Source organism: Microvirga sp. VF16, from assembly GCF_016864375.1.
Lineage (GTDB): Bacteria > Pseudomonadota > Alphaproteobacteria > Rhizobiales > Beijerinckiaceae > Microvirga.
On record NZ_CP069354.1, the window covers coordinates 2,084,430 to 2,098,886 of the forward strand.

Annotated in this window: 15 protein-coding genes; 7 read left to right on the forward strand and 8 right to left on the reverse strand. The window is 60.8% G+C overall.

The features are described from left to right. Positions 1 to 92: 92 nt before the first annotated feature. Together JO965_RS09940 and JO965_RS09945 are read right to left on the reverse strand one after the other, a co-directional pair. Positions 93 to 395 (reverse strand): hypothetical protein, encoded by a 303-nt coding sequence (locus JO965_RS09940; protein WP_203443472.1) that lies wholly within the window; start codon positions 393 to 395, stop codon positions 93 to 95. 135 nt (positions 396 to 530) lie between these two features. After that, positions 531 to 914, reverse strand: coding sequence for a DUF305 domain-containing protein (locus JO965_RS09945; RefSeq protein ID WP_371826871.1), 384 nt, complete (start codon positions 912 to 914; stop codon positions 531 to 533). A gap of 515 nt (positions 915 to 1,429) precedes the next feature. Here JO965_RS09945 and JO965_RS09950 point away from each other — a divergent pair. Together JO965_RS09950 and JO965_RS09955 are read left to right on the forward strand one after the other, a co-directional pair. Then, positions 1,430 to 2,320, forward strand: a complete 891-nt coding sequence (locus tag JO965_RS09950; RefSeq protein ID WP_203443474.1) for an MYG1 family protein — start codon at positions 1,430 to 1,432, stop codon at positions 2,318 to 2,320. Between the two features lie 135 nt (positions 2,321 to 2,455). Then, on the forward strand, positions 2,456 to 3,367 hold the full coding sequence (locus JO965_RS09955; protein ID WP_203443475.1) for a histone deacetylase: 912 nt from the start codon (positions 2,456 to 2,458) through the stop codon (positions 3,365 to 3,367). A 5-nt stretch (positions 3,368 to 3,372) separates the two neighbouring features. On the opposite strand, the gene JO965_RS09960 is transcribed toward JO965_RS09955, so the two are convergent. Together JO965_RS09960 and JO965_RS09965 are read right to left on the reverse strand one after the other, a co-directional pair. Beyond that, positions 3,373 to 4,296, reverse strand: a complete 924-nt coding sequence (locus tag JO965_RS09960) for a pseudouridine-5'-phosphate glycosidase (RefSeq protein WP_203443476.1) — start codon at positions 4,294 to 4,296, stop codon at positions 3,373 to 3,375. Positions 4,297 to 4,308: 12 nt separating this feature from the next. Next, the gene (locus JO965_RS09965; RefSeq protein ID WP_203443477.1) at positions 4,309 to 5,232 is read right to left on the reverse strand and encodes a carbohydrate kinase family protein; all 924 of its coding nucleotides are present in this window, start codon (positions 5,230 to 5,232) and stop codon (positions 4,309 to 4,311) included. A 230-nt stretch (positions 5,233 to 5,462) separates the two neighbouring features. On the opposite strand from JO965_RS09965, the gene JO965_RS09970 reads away from it, so the two are divergent. From JO965_RS09970 to JO965_RS09990, 5 genes are all read left to right on the forward strand, one after another. Next, positions 5,463 to 5,858 carry a DUF6455 family protein gene (locus JO965_RS09970; protein WP_203443478.1) on the forward strand — a complete coding sequence of 132 codons (396 nt, stop codon included), beginning with the start codon at positions 5,463 to 5,465 and terminating at the stop codon, positions 5,856 to 5,858. A gap of 271 nt (positions 5,859 to 6,129) precedes the next feature. Next, the gene (locus JO965_RS09975) at positions 6,130 to 8,544 is read left to right on the forward strand and encodes a PAS domain-containing protein (RefSeq protein WP_203443479.1); all 2,415 of its coding nucleotides are present in this window, start codon (positions 6,130 to 6,132) and stop codon (positions 8,542 to 8,544) included. 128 nt (positions 8,545 to 8,672) lie between these two features. Further along, complete coding sequence (locus JO965_RS09980; RefSeq protein ID WP_203443480.1) at positions 8,673 to 9,305, forward strand: response regulator transcription factor; 633 nt, start codon at positions 8,673 to 8,675, stop codon at positions 9,303 to 9,305. A gap of 191 nt (positions 9,306 to 9,496) precedes the next feature. After that, a complete protein-coding gene (locus tag JO965_RS09985) occupies positions 9,497 to 9,673 on the forward strand; it encodes a hypothetical protein (protein ID WP_203443481.1) in 177 nt (58 codons plus the stop codon). Positions 9,674 to 9,726: 53 nt separating this feature from the next. Beyond that, positions 9,727 to 10,794, forward strand: a complete 1,068-nt coding sequence (locus JO965_RS09990; RefSeq protein WP_203443482.1) for a transporter — start codon at positions 9,727 to 9,729, stop codon at positions 10,792 to 10,794. A 16-nt stretch (positions 10,795 to 10,810) separates the two neighbouring features. Here the strand turns inward: JO965_RS09990 and JO965_RS09995 are convergent, their stop codons facing one another. The 4 genes from JO965_RS09995 to JO965_RS10010 form a co-directional block, all read right to left on the reverse strand. Continuing rightward, on the reverse strand, positions 10,811 to 11,920 hold the full coding sequence (locus tag JO965_RS09995; protein WP_203443483.1) for a transporter substrate-binding domain-containing protein: 1,110 nt from the start codon (positions 11,918 to 11,920) through the stop codon (positions 10,811 to 10,813). Positions 11,921 to 12,109: 189 nt separating this feature from the next. Further along, a complete protein-coding gene (locus JO965_RS10000; protein WP_203443484.1) occupies positions 12,110 to 13,105 on the reverse strand; it encodes an HAD family phosphatase in 996 nt (331 codons plus the stop codon). 1 nt (position 13,106) lies between these two features. After that, the gene (locus JO965_RS10005; RefSeq protein WP_203443485.1) at positions 13,107 to 13,508 is read right to left on the reverse strand and encodes a DUF1622 domain-containing protein; all 402 of its coding nucleotides are present in this window, start codon (positions 13,506 to 13,508) and stop codon (positions 13,107 to 13,109) included. Then, positions 13,505 to 14,452 carry an HAD family phosphatase gene (locus JO965_RS10010; protein ID WP_203443486.1) on the reverse strand — a complete coding sequence of 316 codons (948 nt, stop codon included), beginning with the start codon at positions 14,450 to 14,452 and terminating at the stop codon, positions 13,505 to 13,507. Before JO965_RS10010 ends, JO965_RS10005 begins: the two co-directional genes overlap by 4 nt. Positions 14,453 to 14,457: the final 5 nt, after the last annotated feature.

Genomic DNA, 14,457 nt, shown 5'->3' on the forward strand with positions numbered 1-14,457 from the left:
CAGGTTCCCTCATACGAGAGCGAGCCCAGAGGCCTTGGCTCGCTCTCGCATTTTTCAAGATGCTGGCTGATCCGACCTATAGGTCGGAGAGATCAAGGTTCGTCCTCGACCTCCTCAGGGTCGGTCACGTCGACCAGGAACATGATATAGGGACCTTCTTCCCCGTCATCGTCATCCTCGTCGTCATCGAAATCCGCGTTCTCGAATTCGGTCTTTTCCTCTTCCGTCGCGGCCCTGACGTTAAGGGTGGCGAAACCGTCCCATAAGGGAGCTCCGTCGCTCTCAAGCACTTTGAGATCGTCCTTGAAATCCTCGCTCATGAGGAGCTCGCGGGCTTCATCTTCATCGGCATTGGTGATGGCAACCGGCTTGTCGCTGATCGTAAGCGTGAACATGATTCTTCCTTTCCATTCGCCCGCAAGGGATAACCACTAACGCTCGACCCCGCACGTTCGTGGCAGGGGATATGCACATGAAGCGACATGAAGATGACGGAGCGCAGGACCGATCATGGACAAGACAAGCCCCGCTTACTGGACGCCCTTCTTCTTCAACCAAGCCTGCATCTCGGCAATCTCACGCTCCTGTTCGCGGATCACGTCGGTGGCCCATTTGCGGATCTGCTCGTCCTTAGCATGTTGAAGCGCCACCTTCGCCATATCGATGGCACCCTGGTGATGCGGAATCATGCTTCGAACGAAATCCACATCCGAGTCGCCGCTGAATTGGATGTCCATGTTGCGATGCATCGTCTCATTGGCTTGGCGGTAGCCCTGCGTGGACGGGGCCTTCTGCGCCTGCGCGGTTTGAGCAGGCGTCGAATGGCCGGAATGGCCTCCATGGGAAGTCTGCGCCAAGGCGAGGGCAGGAGAAACGGTCAAGGCGACGGTAAGGGCAAGGGAGTGGATCTTCATCATTGCTGCTCGTGACTTGAAAGAAATCAGATGGGACCAATCCGCGTGAATGGAACCCCATGGCGGTATGGTCATGTCTACTGTGGCGTCGCTCTCAAGCGTCATGATGAGAGAGGAGGCGGGCCGGGCAACCCGCCTTGTCCAGCGCCTGCAGTAGCAAGGTTTCTCCTCGGTTCGAGGCGACCGTGACGATATGGCTTTCCAGGTCGACCTCAACCAGGAGCTGGTGGAGCGAGCTCGTGAATCGCCTGGCTGACGGCTCTCAGGCAGCCGCCGCAATGCATATCCGGAACGTGAAAATGGTGAATGGTCGGGATCCTTTTTCTCAAAGGCCCGAGGTTTCTAGACCTTCCTACGATGGGAAGATCGAGGGAAGCAGGAGAGGTTATTCAGGCGATATGCTTGTCAGCATAAAGGATGTGATTGCAGCAGCTTATCTTCTTCGAGTAGCTCTGTTATCGCGGATAAAGATACAAATTTTTTAGGGGTAGCCGACCGTGGTCGGGACGAAAGAAATGAAGGTTGTAACCCATAGCGGCACATTCCATGCCGACGATGTCTTCGCCTTCGCCATTTTGCGGGAGGCCTTGGGGACTTTCGACTTCGCGCGGACCCGCGAGACTGCCCTGATCGAGACGGCCGATCTCGTTTTTGATGTGGGCGGCATCTACGATGTCGCGAGAGGCCGCTATGATCATCATATGCGGGATCTGCCCCGCCGGCCCGATGGCACGCCCTATAGCTCGGTTGGCCTGATTTGGCGCGATTTCGGGCGCAATGCCCTGCCCAAACTCATTCCGGGGATTGACGAAGACCTGCTGGACGCCGTCTGGCAGGATATCGATCAGGGTTTCATTCTTGCCATCGATCAGGCCGATAACGGCGTTGCCTCCGTCAACCAGGGCCACCTTTCGCTTCTGATCGAGGCGTTCAATCCCACCTGGGCCAGCGAACAGGCCTATGACGACGCGTTCCTCGAGGCGGCCGATTTTGCCAGAGGCATCCTGGTTCGGGCATGCCAGCAGGCCCATGCGGAAGCAGAGGCCCAGTCGTCCGTACTGGCGGCAGCCGGGAAGGCGTCGGACCCCCGGATCATCGTTCTCAATCATAAGCTGCCCTGGGAAAAGGCCGTCTTTGAGGGCGGATTGCGCGATCTTCTCTTCATCATCTACCCGAATGAGGATTCCACATCCTGGTACTGTCGAACCGTTCCGCCTGAGCCCAGCTCCTTCGGCCAGAGACTGTCTCTACCGGAGGCTTGGCGCGGATTGCAGGAGAAGGAGTTTTCTCAAGTCGCCGGGATCGCAGACGGTGTCTTCTGCCATCCGAGTGGATTCATCTGCGGGGCGCGCTCCCAGGGATCCGCTATCCGGCTGGCCGAGAAGGCGATTGCTGCCGGTCATTAGAGCACTGAACACAAGAAGTAGAATCCACTTTTGGGACCAAACCGATGCTCCATCTCTTGGCTGGTGCATCGTTGGACGCGGCTCTTCGGGACCGTACGATGCGCTAGACGAGGTGTCATTCGCGAGAGGTGAGACATGAAGCAGGTGCCGATCATTTCTCATCCCGCCTATGAGGCCACGCTGCCGGACGGCCACCGCTTTCCCATGCGGAAATATGGGCGTCTGGCAGAGGTCGTCGCGGAGAAGGGACTGGCGTCCAACGGTTTTGCCAAGCCGGAGGAGGCCCCCGCCGAACTGATCGCTCTGGCCCACGATCGTACTTACGTGGATCAGGTCTTCGCCTGCTCCGCTTCCCGCGAGATCGAGCGGAGGATCGGTCTCCCTGTCAGCGAAAGCGTGGTGCGCCGCGCGCGAACCTCCGCCGCCGGGACATTGCTCGCGGCAAGACTGGCGCTCCAACATGGTCTGGCAGGCAGCACCGCCGGTGGCAGTCATCATGGGCAGCGGGAGACCGGGGCAGGTTTCTGCGTCTTCAACGATGTCGCCATCGCGGCCAAGGCGCTTCGAGTGGAAGGAGCGCTCCAACGTGCGCTTATCGTCGATCTCGATGTGCATCAGGGCGACGGCACCGCCGATTGCCTGCGCGATGAGCCGGATCTCTTCACCTTCTCGATGCATGCGGAGAAGAACTACCCTGTCCGCAAGATCCCGAGCGATCTCGATATCGGGCTGCCGGACTCCATGCAGGACAATGCCTATCTGGAGGCACTTCGAGCCCATCTGCCGCGCCTTCTCGAGGCCGTCGAGCCGGATCTCGTGTTCTTCAATGCGGGCGTCGATCCGCACCGGGATGACAAGCTCGGGCGCCTTTCCCTTTCCGATGAGGGCCTGCGCCAGCGGGACGATTATGTGATCGAGCAGGCGCGCAGCCGCCAGATTCCGCTCGTCGCCGTCATCGGTGGAGGCTACTCCACCGATATCGAAGCTCTGGCCCGGCGGCATGCCATCGTGTTCGAGGCGATGGCAGCCTGGAGCGAAAGAGGGTAAGGCGCTTATCGCGTCAACGATACGGCGAGTTGTGCGGCCAGTGCGGCATTGTTCTTCACCAGAGCAATGTTGGTGGCAAGACTTCGCCCGGCGGTCTTCTCGAACAGGTAGGACAGGAGGAAAGGCGTCACGGCCTTTCCAGTGACGCCGCGAGCCTTCGCCTCGGTCACGGCCGCATCGATGAAGGTTTTCATCTCATCCGCAGGGATTTCATCGGCGCTCGGCACGGGATTGGCAACGAGAACGCCGCCATCGAGCCCAAGCGCTTCCTTGGTGCGGATCAGATCCGCCATCGCGTCCGGACTGTCGAGGCGCAGCGGGACGGACAAGTCACTCGTCCGGCTCCAGAAGGCCGGAAAGCGGTCCGTCCGGTAGCCGACCACGGGGACGCCGCAGGTTTCGAGGTACTCAAGGGTCCGCGGCAGATCGAGGATGGCCTTGGCACCGGCGCAGATCACCGCGACCGGGGTGCGGGCGAGCTCGTCGAGATCGGCGGAGATGTCCATGGTGCTCTCGACGCCCTGATGGACGCCGCCAATGCCGCCGGTGGCGAAGACGCGGATGCCCGCCAGATGGGCACAGATCATGGTTGCGGCCACCGTCGTTGCACCGTGCCGCCTGGAGGTGACTGCATAGGGCAGGTCGGCGCGGCTCAGCTTCATCACGTCCTTGGCGGTGCCGAGCCAGTCGAGCTCCGTGTCTGAGAGGCCGATCTTGATGCGGCCTTCGATGATCGCGATCGTAGCGGGCACGGCACCGTTCTCACGCACCACCGCCTCCACCTCGCGGGCCGTGGCGACGTTCTGCGGATGCGGCATGCCATGGGTGATGATGGTGGATTCAAGTGCGACGACTGCGCCGCCTGCGGCGAGCGTGGCCTGTACCTCGGGAGTGATGTCGAGAAAACGGCTGGCATTGTCGTGATTCATAAGGACTCCCGTTCAAAGGTCCGACGCTCTAAGGGACAACGTGGATTCCAGCAAGGCGAGTGACAGATCGGGCCTCACGCTCGTCGGGCTTTCCACCGTCAGAGCCGCTGCGATTGTGCCAAGCCGGGCAGCCTTGGCCAAAGGGGCATCCTTCAGCATGGCGACGAGAATGGTTGCAATCAGGGCGTCCCCTGCGCCGGTTGCATCGACGATCTCAACCTTGACCGCGTTGATCTTCACGATTCCGGAAGAATCCGCCGCGACAAGTCCCTGATCGCCAAGCGTCAGGACAACCTGTTCCACGCCACGGTCGAGCAGGGCCTTTACCGCCGTTTCCGGCGAAACCTCATGGCGGTCGAGATAGGCTCGAGCCTCGTCGAGGTTGAGGAAGAACACGCCGACGCCTCCCAGATCCTGTGGCAGGCGCATCACCTTTGGCGTCGAAACTGCGTCGACAGCGAGCATCAGGGCTTGTTGCCGGGCAAGGCCGGCAAGCTCATGCAGGGTCTCGGAAGGCAGGTTGCAGTCGGCGAAGACCCATGCCGATCCGAGCTCGGGTTCCGCCCGACGCAACAGGGCAGGGGTGGTCCGATCGAAGATCGCCATATTGGCGAGCCCGACGGCAAGCTCGCCATCGGGCTGCAGCACGGCCACATATTCCGCTGTCGCATCTGTATCGGAAATGGTCACGCATCGGGTGTCGATGCCGCTGTGTTTTAGGTCGTCGAGCAGCGCGCGGCCATTGTCATCGTCGCCCACAATCGAAACCAGCGACGCTTGTACTCCGAGCCTCGCAATGTTCTCCGCCACATTGCGGGCGACGCCACCGAACGAGCGTTCTGAAACGACGGGATTGGAAGTTCCTGGCTGGATTGGCGCCAAAGCGTGGTACTTGCGGTCGACGGCCGCTCCGCCGATGCAGACTACCCTGCTCATTCCAGGCTTCATGTCCGGACCTTCCGCTCGTCGATCATATGCTGGGCAGACGATATGCCGAATGGCCGGCCCCGCCGCAATGGGTCGAGGTGCTGGCGGCTTGGCCAGAGTAAGAGCGGTCACCGCCGTTCACACTCAAATCCACTCCGCAAAAGCACAACCGATTTGCGATGGATCAAAGACAGGGCCGTGCGTCTCTATAGGCTTGCCATGACAACATGGAGGCTACCATGGGTTTGGGAACAGCGATCAAGCGATGGCAATCGAACTGGATGCGGGCACATGAGTTCGCTTCCCTCGATCCGGATCAGAGGAACGCGCTCGCCCGCGACATCGGGGTTCCGGCAGAAATGCTGCCCATTCTCGTCGCGCGAGGCCCCGAGGCCGCCGGGGAGCTGCCGCGTCTCATGAATGCGCTCTCCCTCGATGCCGACCGGATCAGGCATATCCATGCAACATTGATGCGGGACATGAGCCTTACTTGTTCAGGGTGCACCGCGGCCGTCCGCTGTCGGCACGATCTTGATCGTGGGCGAGCGCCAACCCATTACGGCGAGTATTGCCCGAACGCCGAGACCTTACAGGAATTGCAAGGCGAGGGCGTTTTAAAGCCTGTTCAGGCCTGAGAGAGGGGAACCCGCCGCCATCTTTAGGGGTATTCTCAGCTCGGTCAGGTGTTCCCCATCGCTAACATATGTTTATTTTCAGGCTCGGTCATGGCATTGTGTCGTTACGGTAGGGCCAAGCGGGAAGCGGATTTAGACCTGTCCGGACACGCATGGCTGCAAGACATCGTGATGGGCCGCGCTTCGCATTCAGGGTTTACCCTTGGATCGCCTCCGGGAATGGAGCGATGCATAGGTGAGGCCGGCGTCCCATCCCTGCGAGGGAGGTGGCATGCCTGCTGCGTCCGCAGCTGGACCTCACGTTACGTTAGGGGTCTCATCGTCCAAAACCCGTAACTGGATTATCCTGGCGGCCGCCGTTACCGCGAGCCTCGCGTTCCTGATCGCCGCTTCCGTTATCTATTGGCATGCGATCCAGGATCGCCACGGGATCGTTCACAGGGGCTTGTCGGCATCAGCGGCGGCATCCCACATTCTCGACCGGGAGGCCGAGGCGCTCGGTAATATCCTGAAGGGTCTTTCGACATCGCCGCTTCTCAAGGCTGAGGATCTCAAGCCCTTCCACCAGCAACTCAGGGCAACGCCTCGCCCGAGCGGGTCCCGGTTCGTCCTTTGGAACCAGGAGCGCCTGCTCCTTAATTCGGCCTTCGCCTATGGGGCGCCTCTGCCTCCCATCAATGTGCTCCCGATCAGCGAGCAGCGACTTCAGCTGCTTCGCCGAGTTGGCGTCGTCATGTCGGAGCGTATCCAGGCACCGCTGACAGGAGAGTGGATCGTCGCGGTGAGCCTGCGGCTCGGCAGTCCCGATCTCGGAGGCGAACGGATCCTGACGCTGGCTGTCCCCGAGGCTCATCTCGGCAAGGTCGTCCGGGACAGCGCCCCCCCGGTCGGTTGGACCGTGTTCATCCTCGATCACAAGCTTCAACATGTGAAGTGGAACGACGCGGAGCTCCCGCTCGCCTCGCAGCTGCATCCGCAATTGGCAAAGGCCCTGGCGAGCGGAGAACATAACGGACATTTCGAAGTCGATGGCGATGGCGGTACCATTCTGGTGGCCTTCGAGCGATCGGACAACACCGGCTATATCGTCCTGTCGACAATACCAACCGCGCTGATCAACGAGCCGCTCTATCTGGCTCGCCGATGGATCTGGTATGCGGGGATTATCCTGGCCTTGGCAGGGATCGGATCAGCGGCGCTTATCCTGAGAAATATCGGCTCAATCGATGCTCTGAAGGTATCTGCCGTGTCGACCAGGGCGGAGCTTGTGGAAACGAATGAGCGTCTTGCCGCAATCCTGACGAGCGTCAGCGACTGCTACCTCACGCTCGATCGCACATATCGCATTACCGATATCAATGCTGCGGCCATACGCTGGTTTGGGCTGCCGCGAACTGATGTCATCGGGCATTCCTATTTCGACATTGTCGGGCATCATCCGCAATTCGATGCCGCCCTGAAAAAGGCCCTTGAGAGCGAAACTCCATTCCATGGCGAGTTCCCATCGACGTACAATCCCGGGAAACATATCGATTACAGGGTCGAGCCGACCCGACAGGGAGTCAGTGTCTTCTTCAGAGACGTCACTGAACAGTACCGGGCCCGACTTTCGCTCATGCAGGAGCGAGAGTTTCTCCAAGCCTCTCTGGATGCTCTCTCAGTCCATGTGGCGGTCCTCGATAATGCGGGTACCATCATTTCCGTCAATGAGGCCTGGCACCGTTTTGCTCGCGAGAATGGATATCCTGGCCCATCACACGGCCTTGGCATGAATTATCTCGATGTTTGCGCTCGGGCCGGAGAATATGATCTAGCCGCAAGGCAGATCCATACCGGGCTCAAAGCCGTCACATCCGGGCAACGGCACGACTACCGGGATGTCTATCGATGCGACGGGCCGGGGGAGCCGCGCTGGTTCCAGATGAGGGCGACGCGCTTCATCGCAGGGGAGTTGTCCCGTATCATCGTGACCCACGAGGACATCACCGAGGTTGTCGCCGTCAAGGCCGAGATCACTGCGCTGTCGGGTCGTCTGCTCACGGTTCAGGAAGAGGAGAGGGAAAGGATTGCCGTGGAGCTGCACGACTCGACCGCACAGCATCTCGTGGCCGTCAGTCTCAACTTGATGCAGGTGGAAAATTTCTGCTTGCCTCCCTCCGGGCGACGGATTCTCGACGAGATTGACCGCTCGCTGGAGGAGGCGCTGAAAGAGCTGCGCATCTTCACCTATCTGCTCCATCCTCCCAGGTTGGAAACGGACGGCCTCGTGAGCACCGTACAAAGTTTCACGGAGGGCTTTTCGAAGCGAACGAACCTGCGGACCATCCTGCGCTTCGATGAATCCGCCGATGATCTTCCGGTCGATCTCCAGCGCGCCCTGTTTCGCATCATCCAGGAAGGGCTGACCAATGTTCACCGCCATGCCGGAGCCTCCGAAGTCATACTCAATCTGCGCCTGACATCCGATCAGGTCATTCTGTTCGTGGCGGATAATGGACGTGGCATGCGGAGCCGGCGCGGTGAGCCAGCGGTGCGGCAACCGACCCTCGGCGTAGGCATCCCGGGAATGCGCATCCGCCTCAGTCAGTTCGGAGGAAGCCTGCAGATTCGCAGTGGCCGGCGTGGCACGATCATCCGCGCGACTGCGCCGCGATTTATTCCAGTGGTTGCAGCCTTGAAGGCATGATCGGTGGGCGGCAAAACAAGCAGCCTGTTCGATTGGGAATTGCCCGAGTGGTTTTCAGGGTTTTTCCTGAGTTCCGCTGTGGAGCTTTTAGGCTATAAGAAGTCATTGCGGGGAGGGTGCAATCCGCCATGACGCGCATCCTGATTGCCGATGATCATGACGTGGTCCGTTCCGGACTTCTTACCATCCTGAGCAGTCAACCCGGATGGGAGGTGGTCGCCGAGGCGGAGGATGGCCGCAAGGCTGTTGAACTGGTTGTCGAGACCAGACCGGATGTCGCCATTCTTGATTACCAGCTTCCCTACCTCAATGGCGTTGATGCAACGCGGGAAATTCGCGCCATCCGGCCGCAGACGGAAGTTCTGATCTTCACCATGCATGAGAGCGAGCTGCTGATGCGCGAACTGCTTGAGGCCGGAGCTCGTGGTTACCTTTTGAAATCCGACGCCCGCAAGTTCCTGATCGCGGCAGTTGAATCACTATCCCAGCACAAGCCGTTCTTCACCGGACGCGTCTCCGAAGCTCTCCTGAACGCTTTCCTCTCTCAGGGACATGCTGCTGATGGCGCGTTGACTGCACGTGAGCGCGGAGTTGTTCAACTCATCGCAGAAGGCCATAGCAATAAGGAGGTGGCCCAGATCCTCGGTCTCAATTTGAAGACCGTCGAAAGCCATCGGGCGTCGGCCATGCGCAAGGTCAACGTCAATTCGACAGCGACCTTGGTACGATACGCGATCCGCAACAAGCTCGTCGAGCCTTGATGCAACTCGCCCGATGCAGGCTCTTCCCCCCTTCTCAGGGTATTTTTTTGACGATCTCGGGGTTTATTCGACCACGCCGGGGATTGCTTCATTGGGCGTGGCGAAAGATGCTGGCCTGAAAAGGGTTGCCGGGGTGAAGGTCAGAAGCCCGCCAGCTCTTTTGTTCGCCATGCGATCGACGGGGAGGTTCGATGCCGAAAGAACCGATCAAGTCAGATGACGAGGAGCGCAGAGCGCTCGAACGCGAACTGGACGAGGAACTGGAGGAGACCTTTCCGGCCAGTGATCCCCCAAAGGTGACCCGCGTCCCCCGCAGAAGCCAGATCATAAGCGACGATGGCGACGATGAGGGCGAAAACCGGCATTGAGCCGACATCAGCAAAGGAAGCAGTCCTCATCCCGATTGGGAGCCTGAATACTCATGCCATCTGATCCCACGCCTCAGACGACAGCCGCCCCAGGACCCGCCGGAAGCATACGAAGCGCACGGCCCTTCCGCTTCGTGGCACTGGGTTTCCTGTCGCTGCTGGGCGGGCTTGGCTGGGGATCGGCGCAAGCTACGGAAGGGGGCGCAAGCCTCTTCATCCCGGGCGGCCATGGCCCCGGAGCAGGCATCGTTCCGCCACCCGGCTTCTATTTCGCCAACGATTTCTTCGCCTATTCCGGCGAACTCACCGGCGGCCGTCAGATCCAGATCGGCGGCGCGGTGCTGGCGGACGTGAAGACGGAGGTTCGGGCGGACTTCTTGACGGCAACCTGGATCACGCCGCTGGAGATCCTCGGCGGGCGTGTCGGCTTTGGCCTCAGCCTGCCATTCGGCGTGCCGCGGGTCAGCGCGGGCATCTTGATCGAGGCGCCACGGCTAGGACGGACCTTCGCCTTCAGCCAGCGGGACGCCTCGTTCGTCCTGGGCGATCCCTTGGTGGCCGGCCTCATCGGCTGGGATGCGGGCAAGTTCCACTGGTCAATCGGCGCCACCGTCAACATTCCGGCTGGCGGCTACGAGGAGGGTGAGCTCTCGAACCTTGCCTTCAACCGCTGGATCGGTGACGTCTATGCTGCGCTCACCTGGCTCGATCCGGAACTCGGCCTCGACCTCTCGGGCGCCGTCGGCTTCGAGTTCAACGGCGAGAACCCGGAGACCGACTACCGAAGCGGCAATGCCTTCCACTTCGATGTCTCGATCAGCAAGCACCTGACCAAGGAGTTCTCGGTCGGACTTCTCGCGGGCTATTACGACCAGGTCTCCGACGACGGCGGCGCGGGCAACCGGATCGGCCCCTTCAAGGGCCGGGTGACTGCGGTGGGCGCCACCGCCGGCTACGACTTCACCGTTGCCGGCACACCGGTCTCGACCCGGATCAAGGTGTTGCGCGAGGTCGACGTCGAGAATCGGCCACAAGGTACCATCGGCCTGTTCTCGTTGGGGTTCCCTCTTGGCGGGCATGCCCCTCCGGCCGCTCCACGAGCGGTCACGGCAAAATATTGAACCGGCCGCCGGACTCTTACCGCTCGCCGAGATAGGTGAAGAGCGTCTGGCGCCACCACTCTCCCTGGATCGTATCGAGCATCACGACGTCAATCGGCTTGCGCAGCCCGCTGCCGAGAGGCAAGGCGATGCCGTACATCTGCTGGTCGAAGGTGACATCGAGCATTGCGGCGGACGAGGAGAACTGCTCGCGCACGATCCAGGCGAGCAGGGGCTTGTCGTAGACGAAGGCGTCCAGCGTGCCGTTCCGGATGGCAGTCAGGCCGTCGTGAGGTGTCGGAAACCTTTGGTAGGAGATGCGGCGGGAGATGAGATATTCCTCCGTCGAAGATCCCTGGACAGCCCCGACACGGGCCGATGCGAGGTCGCCGACGGTTGTGACCAGCCCTTGCAGCTTGCCTGCGGTCAGGGTCGAGGTGACGCTTGCGGTGAACACGGCGATGGCGACGATCGATGCGACCATCCACAGAACGGCTAGGGCACGGCCGAGGCCCGTTCTTGGGGCTAGGTATCCGGTGCTGGCCTGAGTCATGGCCTCGGCGGACCACCAGATGCTCGTACCGAGCCCCTTGATTGCGCCGCCGCCGAAATCCTCATTGTGGCGGCGCTCGAGGAACCAGATCAGCAGTCCGACCGCAAGTGTCAGGCCAATGAGAGCCAGGATCGCCTGGACGAAGCCGACCGACGTCAACGTGCGGACGATCAGCGTCCAGGCGCTGGGCGATGCAGAGGGAACGGCGATCCCAAGCCCGCTGAGATAGAACGGATGACTGAAATCGAGCATCCGTTCACGCTCCGCCGTGATGGTGAGCGCGGCCACCGACGCATCGTAGCGTCCGGCTGCCGTGCCTTGGAGAAGCCCCTGGACTGTGGGCTCCTCGACGAACCTGTATCGAAGCTTCGCCTGCTCGGCGATCCGATGCCAGAGTTCGACGCTGATGCCCCTCCAGGTGCCATCGGGCGCCTTCATGGAAAAGGGCGCGGCTTCCTTGGTGGCAACGACCAGTTCCCGTTGAGGTGGCTCCTGAGAATTCGCCTCGCCAATTCCCGTCAGGAGCAGCCCGAGGCAGAGCAGGGGGGCAAGACAAGAATGGAGGAGCGACGTTTCCCGGAAAGATCCATGCATCGGTCTACCTTCACAGGAATGGAGCTCTACGCCCCATGATGGCGTGCGGCGGGCCTTTCCTTCGGCTAGCGCATCGTGCGGAAAACCGGGTCCACTTTTCCGCACGATGCGCTCTTCAAAGAGTGGAGCATCGGACCCAAAAGTGGGTCCACTTTTGGGTCCGATGCTCTAGAGGCCGCGCCGTTCCGCTTAGGGGAAGATGATACGCCAGTCTCTTTTCATGTCGACGAGCGTCCAGCCGCGCGCGGTCGCCTCGTCCAGGGCCTTGTTGAGCCTGCCGACATGTGACTGCCGGTCATAGGCCCATTCGCGCTCGGCGTCGGTGTGATGGACGATACCCATGAAGCGTGGGCCATTGCCCGCTGCCGTCCATTGCAGCATCTGGAGGTCGCCGTCCGAGTTGCCGAAGGCGAAGATCGGACGGCGTCCGATGAAGCGGTTGATGCCGACCGGCTTGCCTGGACCGTCGTCGATGAACTCAATCTCGGGCTCCTTCAGGATCGTCGGCTTGCCGTCTGCACCGATCTCGAACTTTGTTACGCCGGATGAGCCGATCACCTGCTCGGGCGGGATCCCGTAGATGCGTTCCGCGAAGACGCGCATGAACTCCACGCCTCCGCCGGACACGATGAAGGTCTTGAAGCCGTTGGCCCGCAGATAGCTCAACAGCTCGATCTGCGGCTGATAGACGAGGTCCGTGTAGGGACGGTTTTTGGTCGGATGACGCGCCGTGGCGAGCCAGTCCCTTACCGCCTTCGTGAACTCGTCGATGGGCATGCCGGAATGGGTCACGGCCATGATCTCGAGCAGGCCTTTCTCTCCCGCGACCAAGATACTTTTCAGATCTCCTGCGACCACGGAGAGAAACGGCTCCTTGTCTTTCCACTCAGGCCGCTGCGGGGCGAGCCGCCTGATCTCATCGAGAGCGAACTCGACCTGGAAATAGATCGGCTGCTCGGCCCAGAGGGTGCCGTCATTGTCGAAGGTCGCGATGCGCTCGGGCGGCGGAACGAAATCGGGTCCGCCCTCGCGGGTCACGCGTCCGACGAAGTCGACGATGGCCTGCTTGACTGGCCCGTCATTCCAGGATGGGAGAGGGTCGGGTTGCGCATGAACCGGGGCCAGCGGTAGCCAGAGGGCCAGAAGGCCGGTTCCGATCCATGAGAGCAATTGCCGGCGGTTCATCCTAGGCTCCTCTCGATTCCCTTTTCCGCTCCTCGGCTCTCTCGTGCTGGAGTTCCCGGATTTCGGTCAGGTCGCGTTCCAGAAAGAAGTTGAGGAAGGTGCGGATCACGGCAATGGCGCCGAGCCTGGCGACGGATTCCCAACCGGTCGTGATCGATGTTTCGATGATGTCCGCGCCGAGCTGAAAGGTCAGCCCGGCGACGAGAATGCGGGCATAACGAAGCCAGACCTCGCGCCGCGCGGCGTTCGTCATCGTTCCGGCGAACATCATGCGCAAGCCCGAGGCGAAGGCCTCGATCGTGCCAAAGAGCACGATAACGAGCGCCATCGCGTCGATCAGGAATATGGCATATTCCGTGCTGGTGATCAGCCATTCCTTCACTGGCACCTCCGATTGGGTCATGACGAGGGCCGCTTTTCTGTAGCTGCGCTCGGGAAGACGGCTTTCCAGGCCTCCTTCATGCCGATCACGGTGATCCCGTACTCATCTGCCTTGTCGAGGGCCTCGACCAAAGGGCTCAGGCGGAATTCCCGGTCGTAAGCGAATTCCCGCTCGCCATCGTCGTGATGCAGCAGCAGCGCGAGCCTCGGCCCGGAGCCTGCCAATGTGTAGCGCAGCATCGCCAAGTCGCCATCGGAGTTGCCGAAGGCGAGGATCGGGCGTCGTCCGATGTGGAGGCCGATATTGGCAGGTTTCACCTCGCGGTCGTCGAAGCTGTTGAGTTCGCCGATCTTCGTCAATACGGCGCGGCCATTCTGGATTTCGAAGCGCAGTTTCGCGCTCGATCCGATCACCTGCTCGCGTGGAATGCCGTAAGCCTCCTCGGAAAAGGCTCTGATCAGGTCGATGCCGCCGCCCGAGACGATGTAGGTCTTGAAGTTGTTCGAGCGTAGGTATTGGAGCAGCTCGATTTGCGGCTGGTAGATGCATTGTTTGAACAGGCACCCGAGTTGAGGGTGCTTCGCGGAAGCAAACCAAGTTCGTGCGAGATGATCGAACTCGTCTTCGCTCATTCCGGTATGAGTGGCGGCAAAGAGCTCCATGACGCCCTGTTTTCCGAGTGCATGCAGGGCCGTGTGATCGCGCTCGATGAAAGCCTTGAATGGCTGCCGTTCCTTGATCGAGGGATCGTGCACGGCAAGCTCGCGGATGCGATCGATCAGAAAGAAGATCTGTGTCTGAAACGGCTGCTCGCACCACAGGGTGCCGTCATTATCAAAGGTTGCGATGCGCTCAGACGGCGGAACATAGTCCGACCCGCCTTCCATCGTCACGCGTGCCACGAAGTCGAGAATGGCGGACCTCGCCGGTCCTTCATTCCAGGATGGGAGCAGTCGATCCGCCATGCTCA

Coding starts and splice junctions, on each gene's coding strand:
- JO965_RS09965 (WP_203443477.1), bottom strand. CDS start 5,232: ATGAGCAGGGTAGTCTGCATCGGCGGAGCGGCCGTCGACCGCAAGTAC.
- JO965_RS09975 (WP_203443479.1), top strand. CDS start 6,130: ATGCCTGCTGCGTCCGCAGCTGGACCTCACGTTACGTTAGGGGTCTCA.
- JO965_RS09945 (WP_371826871.1), bottom strand. CDS start 914: ATGAAGATCCACTCCCTTGCCCTTACCGTCGCCTTGACCGTTTCTCCT.
- JO965_RS09960 (WP_203443476.1), bottom strand. CDS start 4,296: ATGAATCACGACAATGCCAGCCGTTTTCTCGACATCACTCCCGAGGTA.
- JO965_RS10010 (WP_203443486.1), bottom strand. CDS start 14,452: ATGGCGGATCGACTGCTCCCATCCTGGAATGAAGGACCGGCGAGGTCC.
- JO965_RS09970 (WP_203443478.1), top strand. CDS start 5,463: ATGGGTTTGGGAACAGCGATCAAGCGATGGCAATCGAACTGGATGCGG.
- JO965_RS09980 (WP_203443480.1), top strand. CDS start 8,673: ATGACGCGCATCCTGATTGCCGATGATCATGACGTGGTCCGTTCCGGA.
- JO965_RS09985 (WP_203443481.1), top strand. CDS start 9,497: ATGCCGAAAGAACCGATCAAGTCAGATGACGAGGAGCGCAGAGCGCTC.
- JO965_RS09940 (WP_203443472.1), bottom strand. CDS start 395: ATGTTCACGCTTACGATCAGCGACAAGCCGGTTGCCATCACCAATGCC.
- JO965_RS09955 (WP_203443475.1), top strand. CDS start 2,456: ATGAAGCAGGTGCCGATCATTTCTCATCCCGCCTATGAGGCCACGCTG.
- JO965_RS09990 (WP_203443482.1), top strand. CDS start 9,727: ATGCCATCTGATCCCACGCCTCAGACGACAGCCGCCCCAGGACCCGCC.
- JO965_RS10005 (WP_203443485.1), bottom strand. CDS start 13,508: ATGACCCAATCGGAGGTGCCAGTGAAGGAATGGCTGATCACCAGCACG.
- JO965_RS09950 (WP_203443474.1), top strand. CDS start 1,430: ATGAAGGTTGTAACCCATAGCGGCACATTCCATGCCGACGATGTCTTC.
- JO965_RS09995 (WP_203443483.1), bottom strand. CDS start 11,920: ATGCATGGATCTTTCCGGGAAACGTCGCTCCTCCATTCTTGTCTTGCC.
- JO965_RS10000 (WP_203443484.1), bottom strand. CDS start 13,105: ATGAACCGCCGGCAATTGCTCTCATGGATCGGAACCGGCCTTCTGGCC.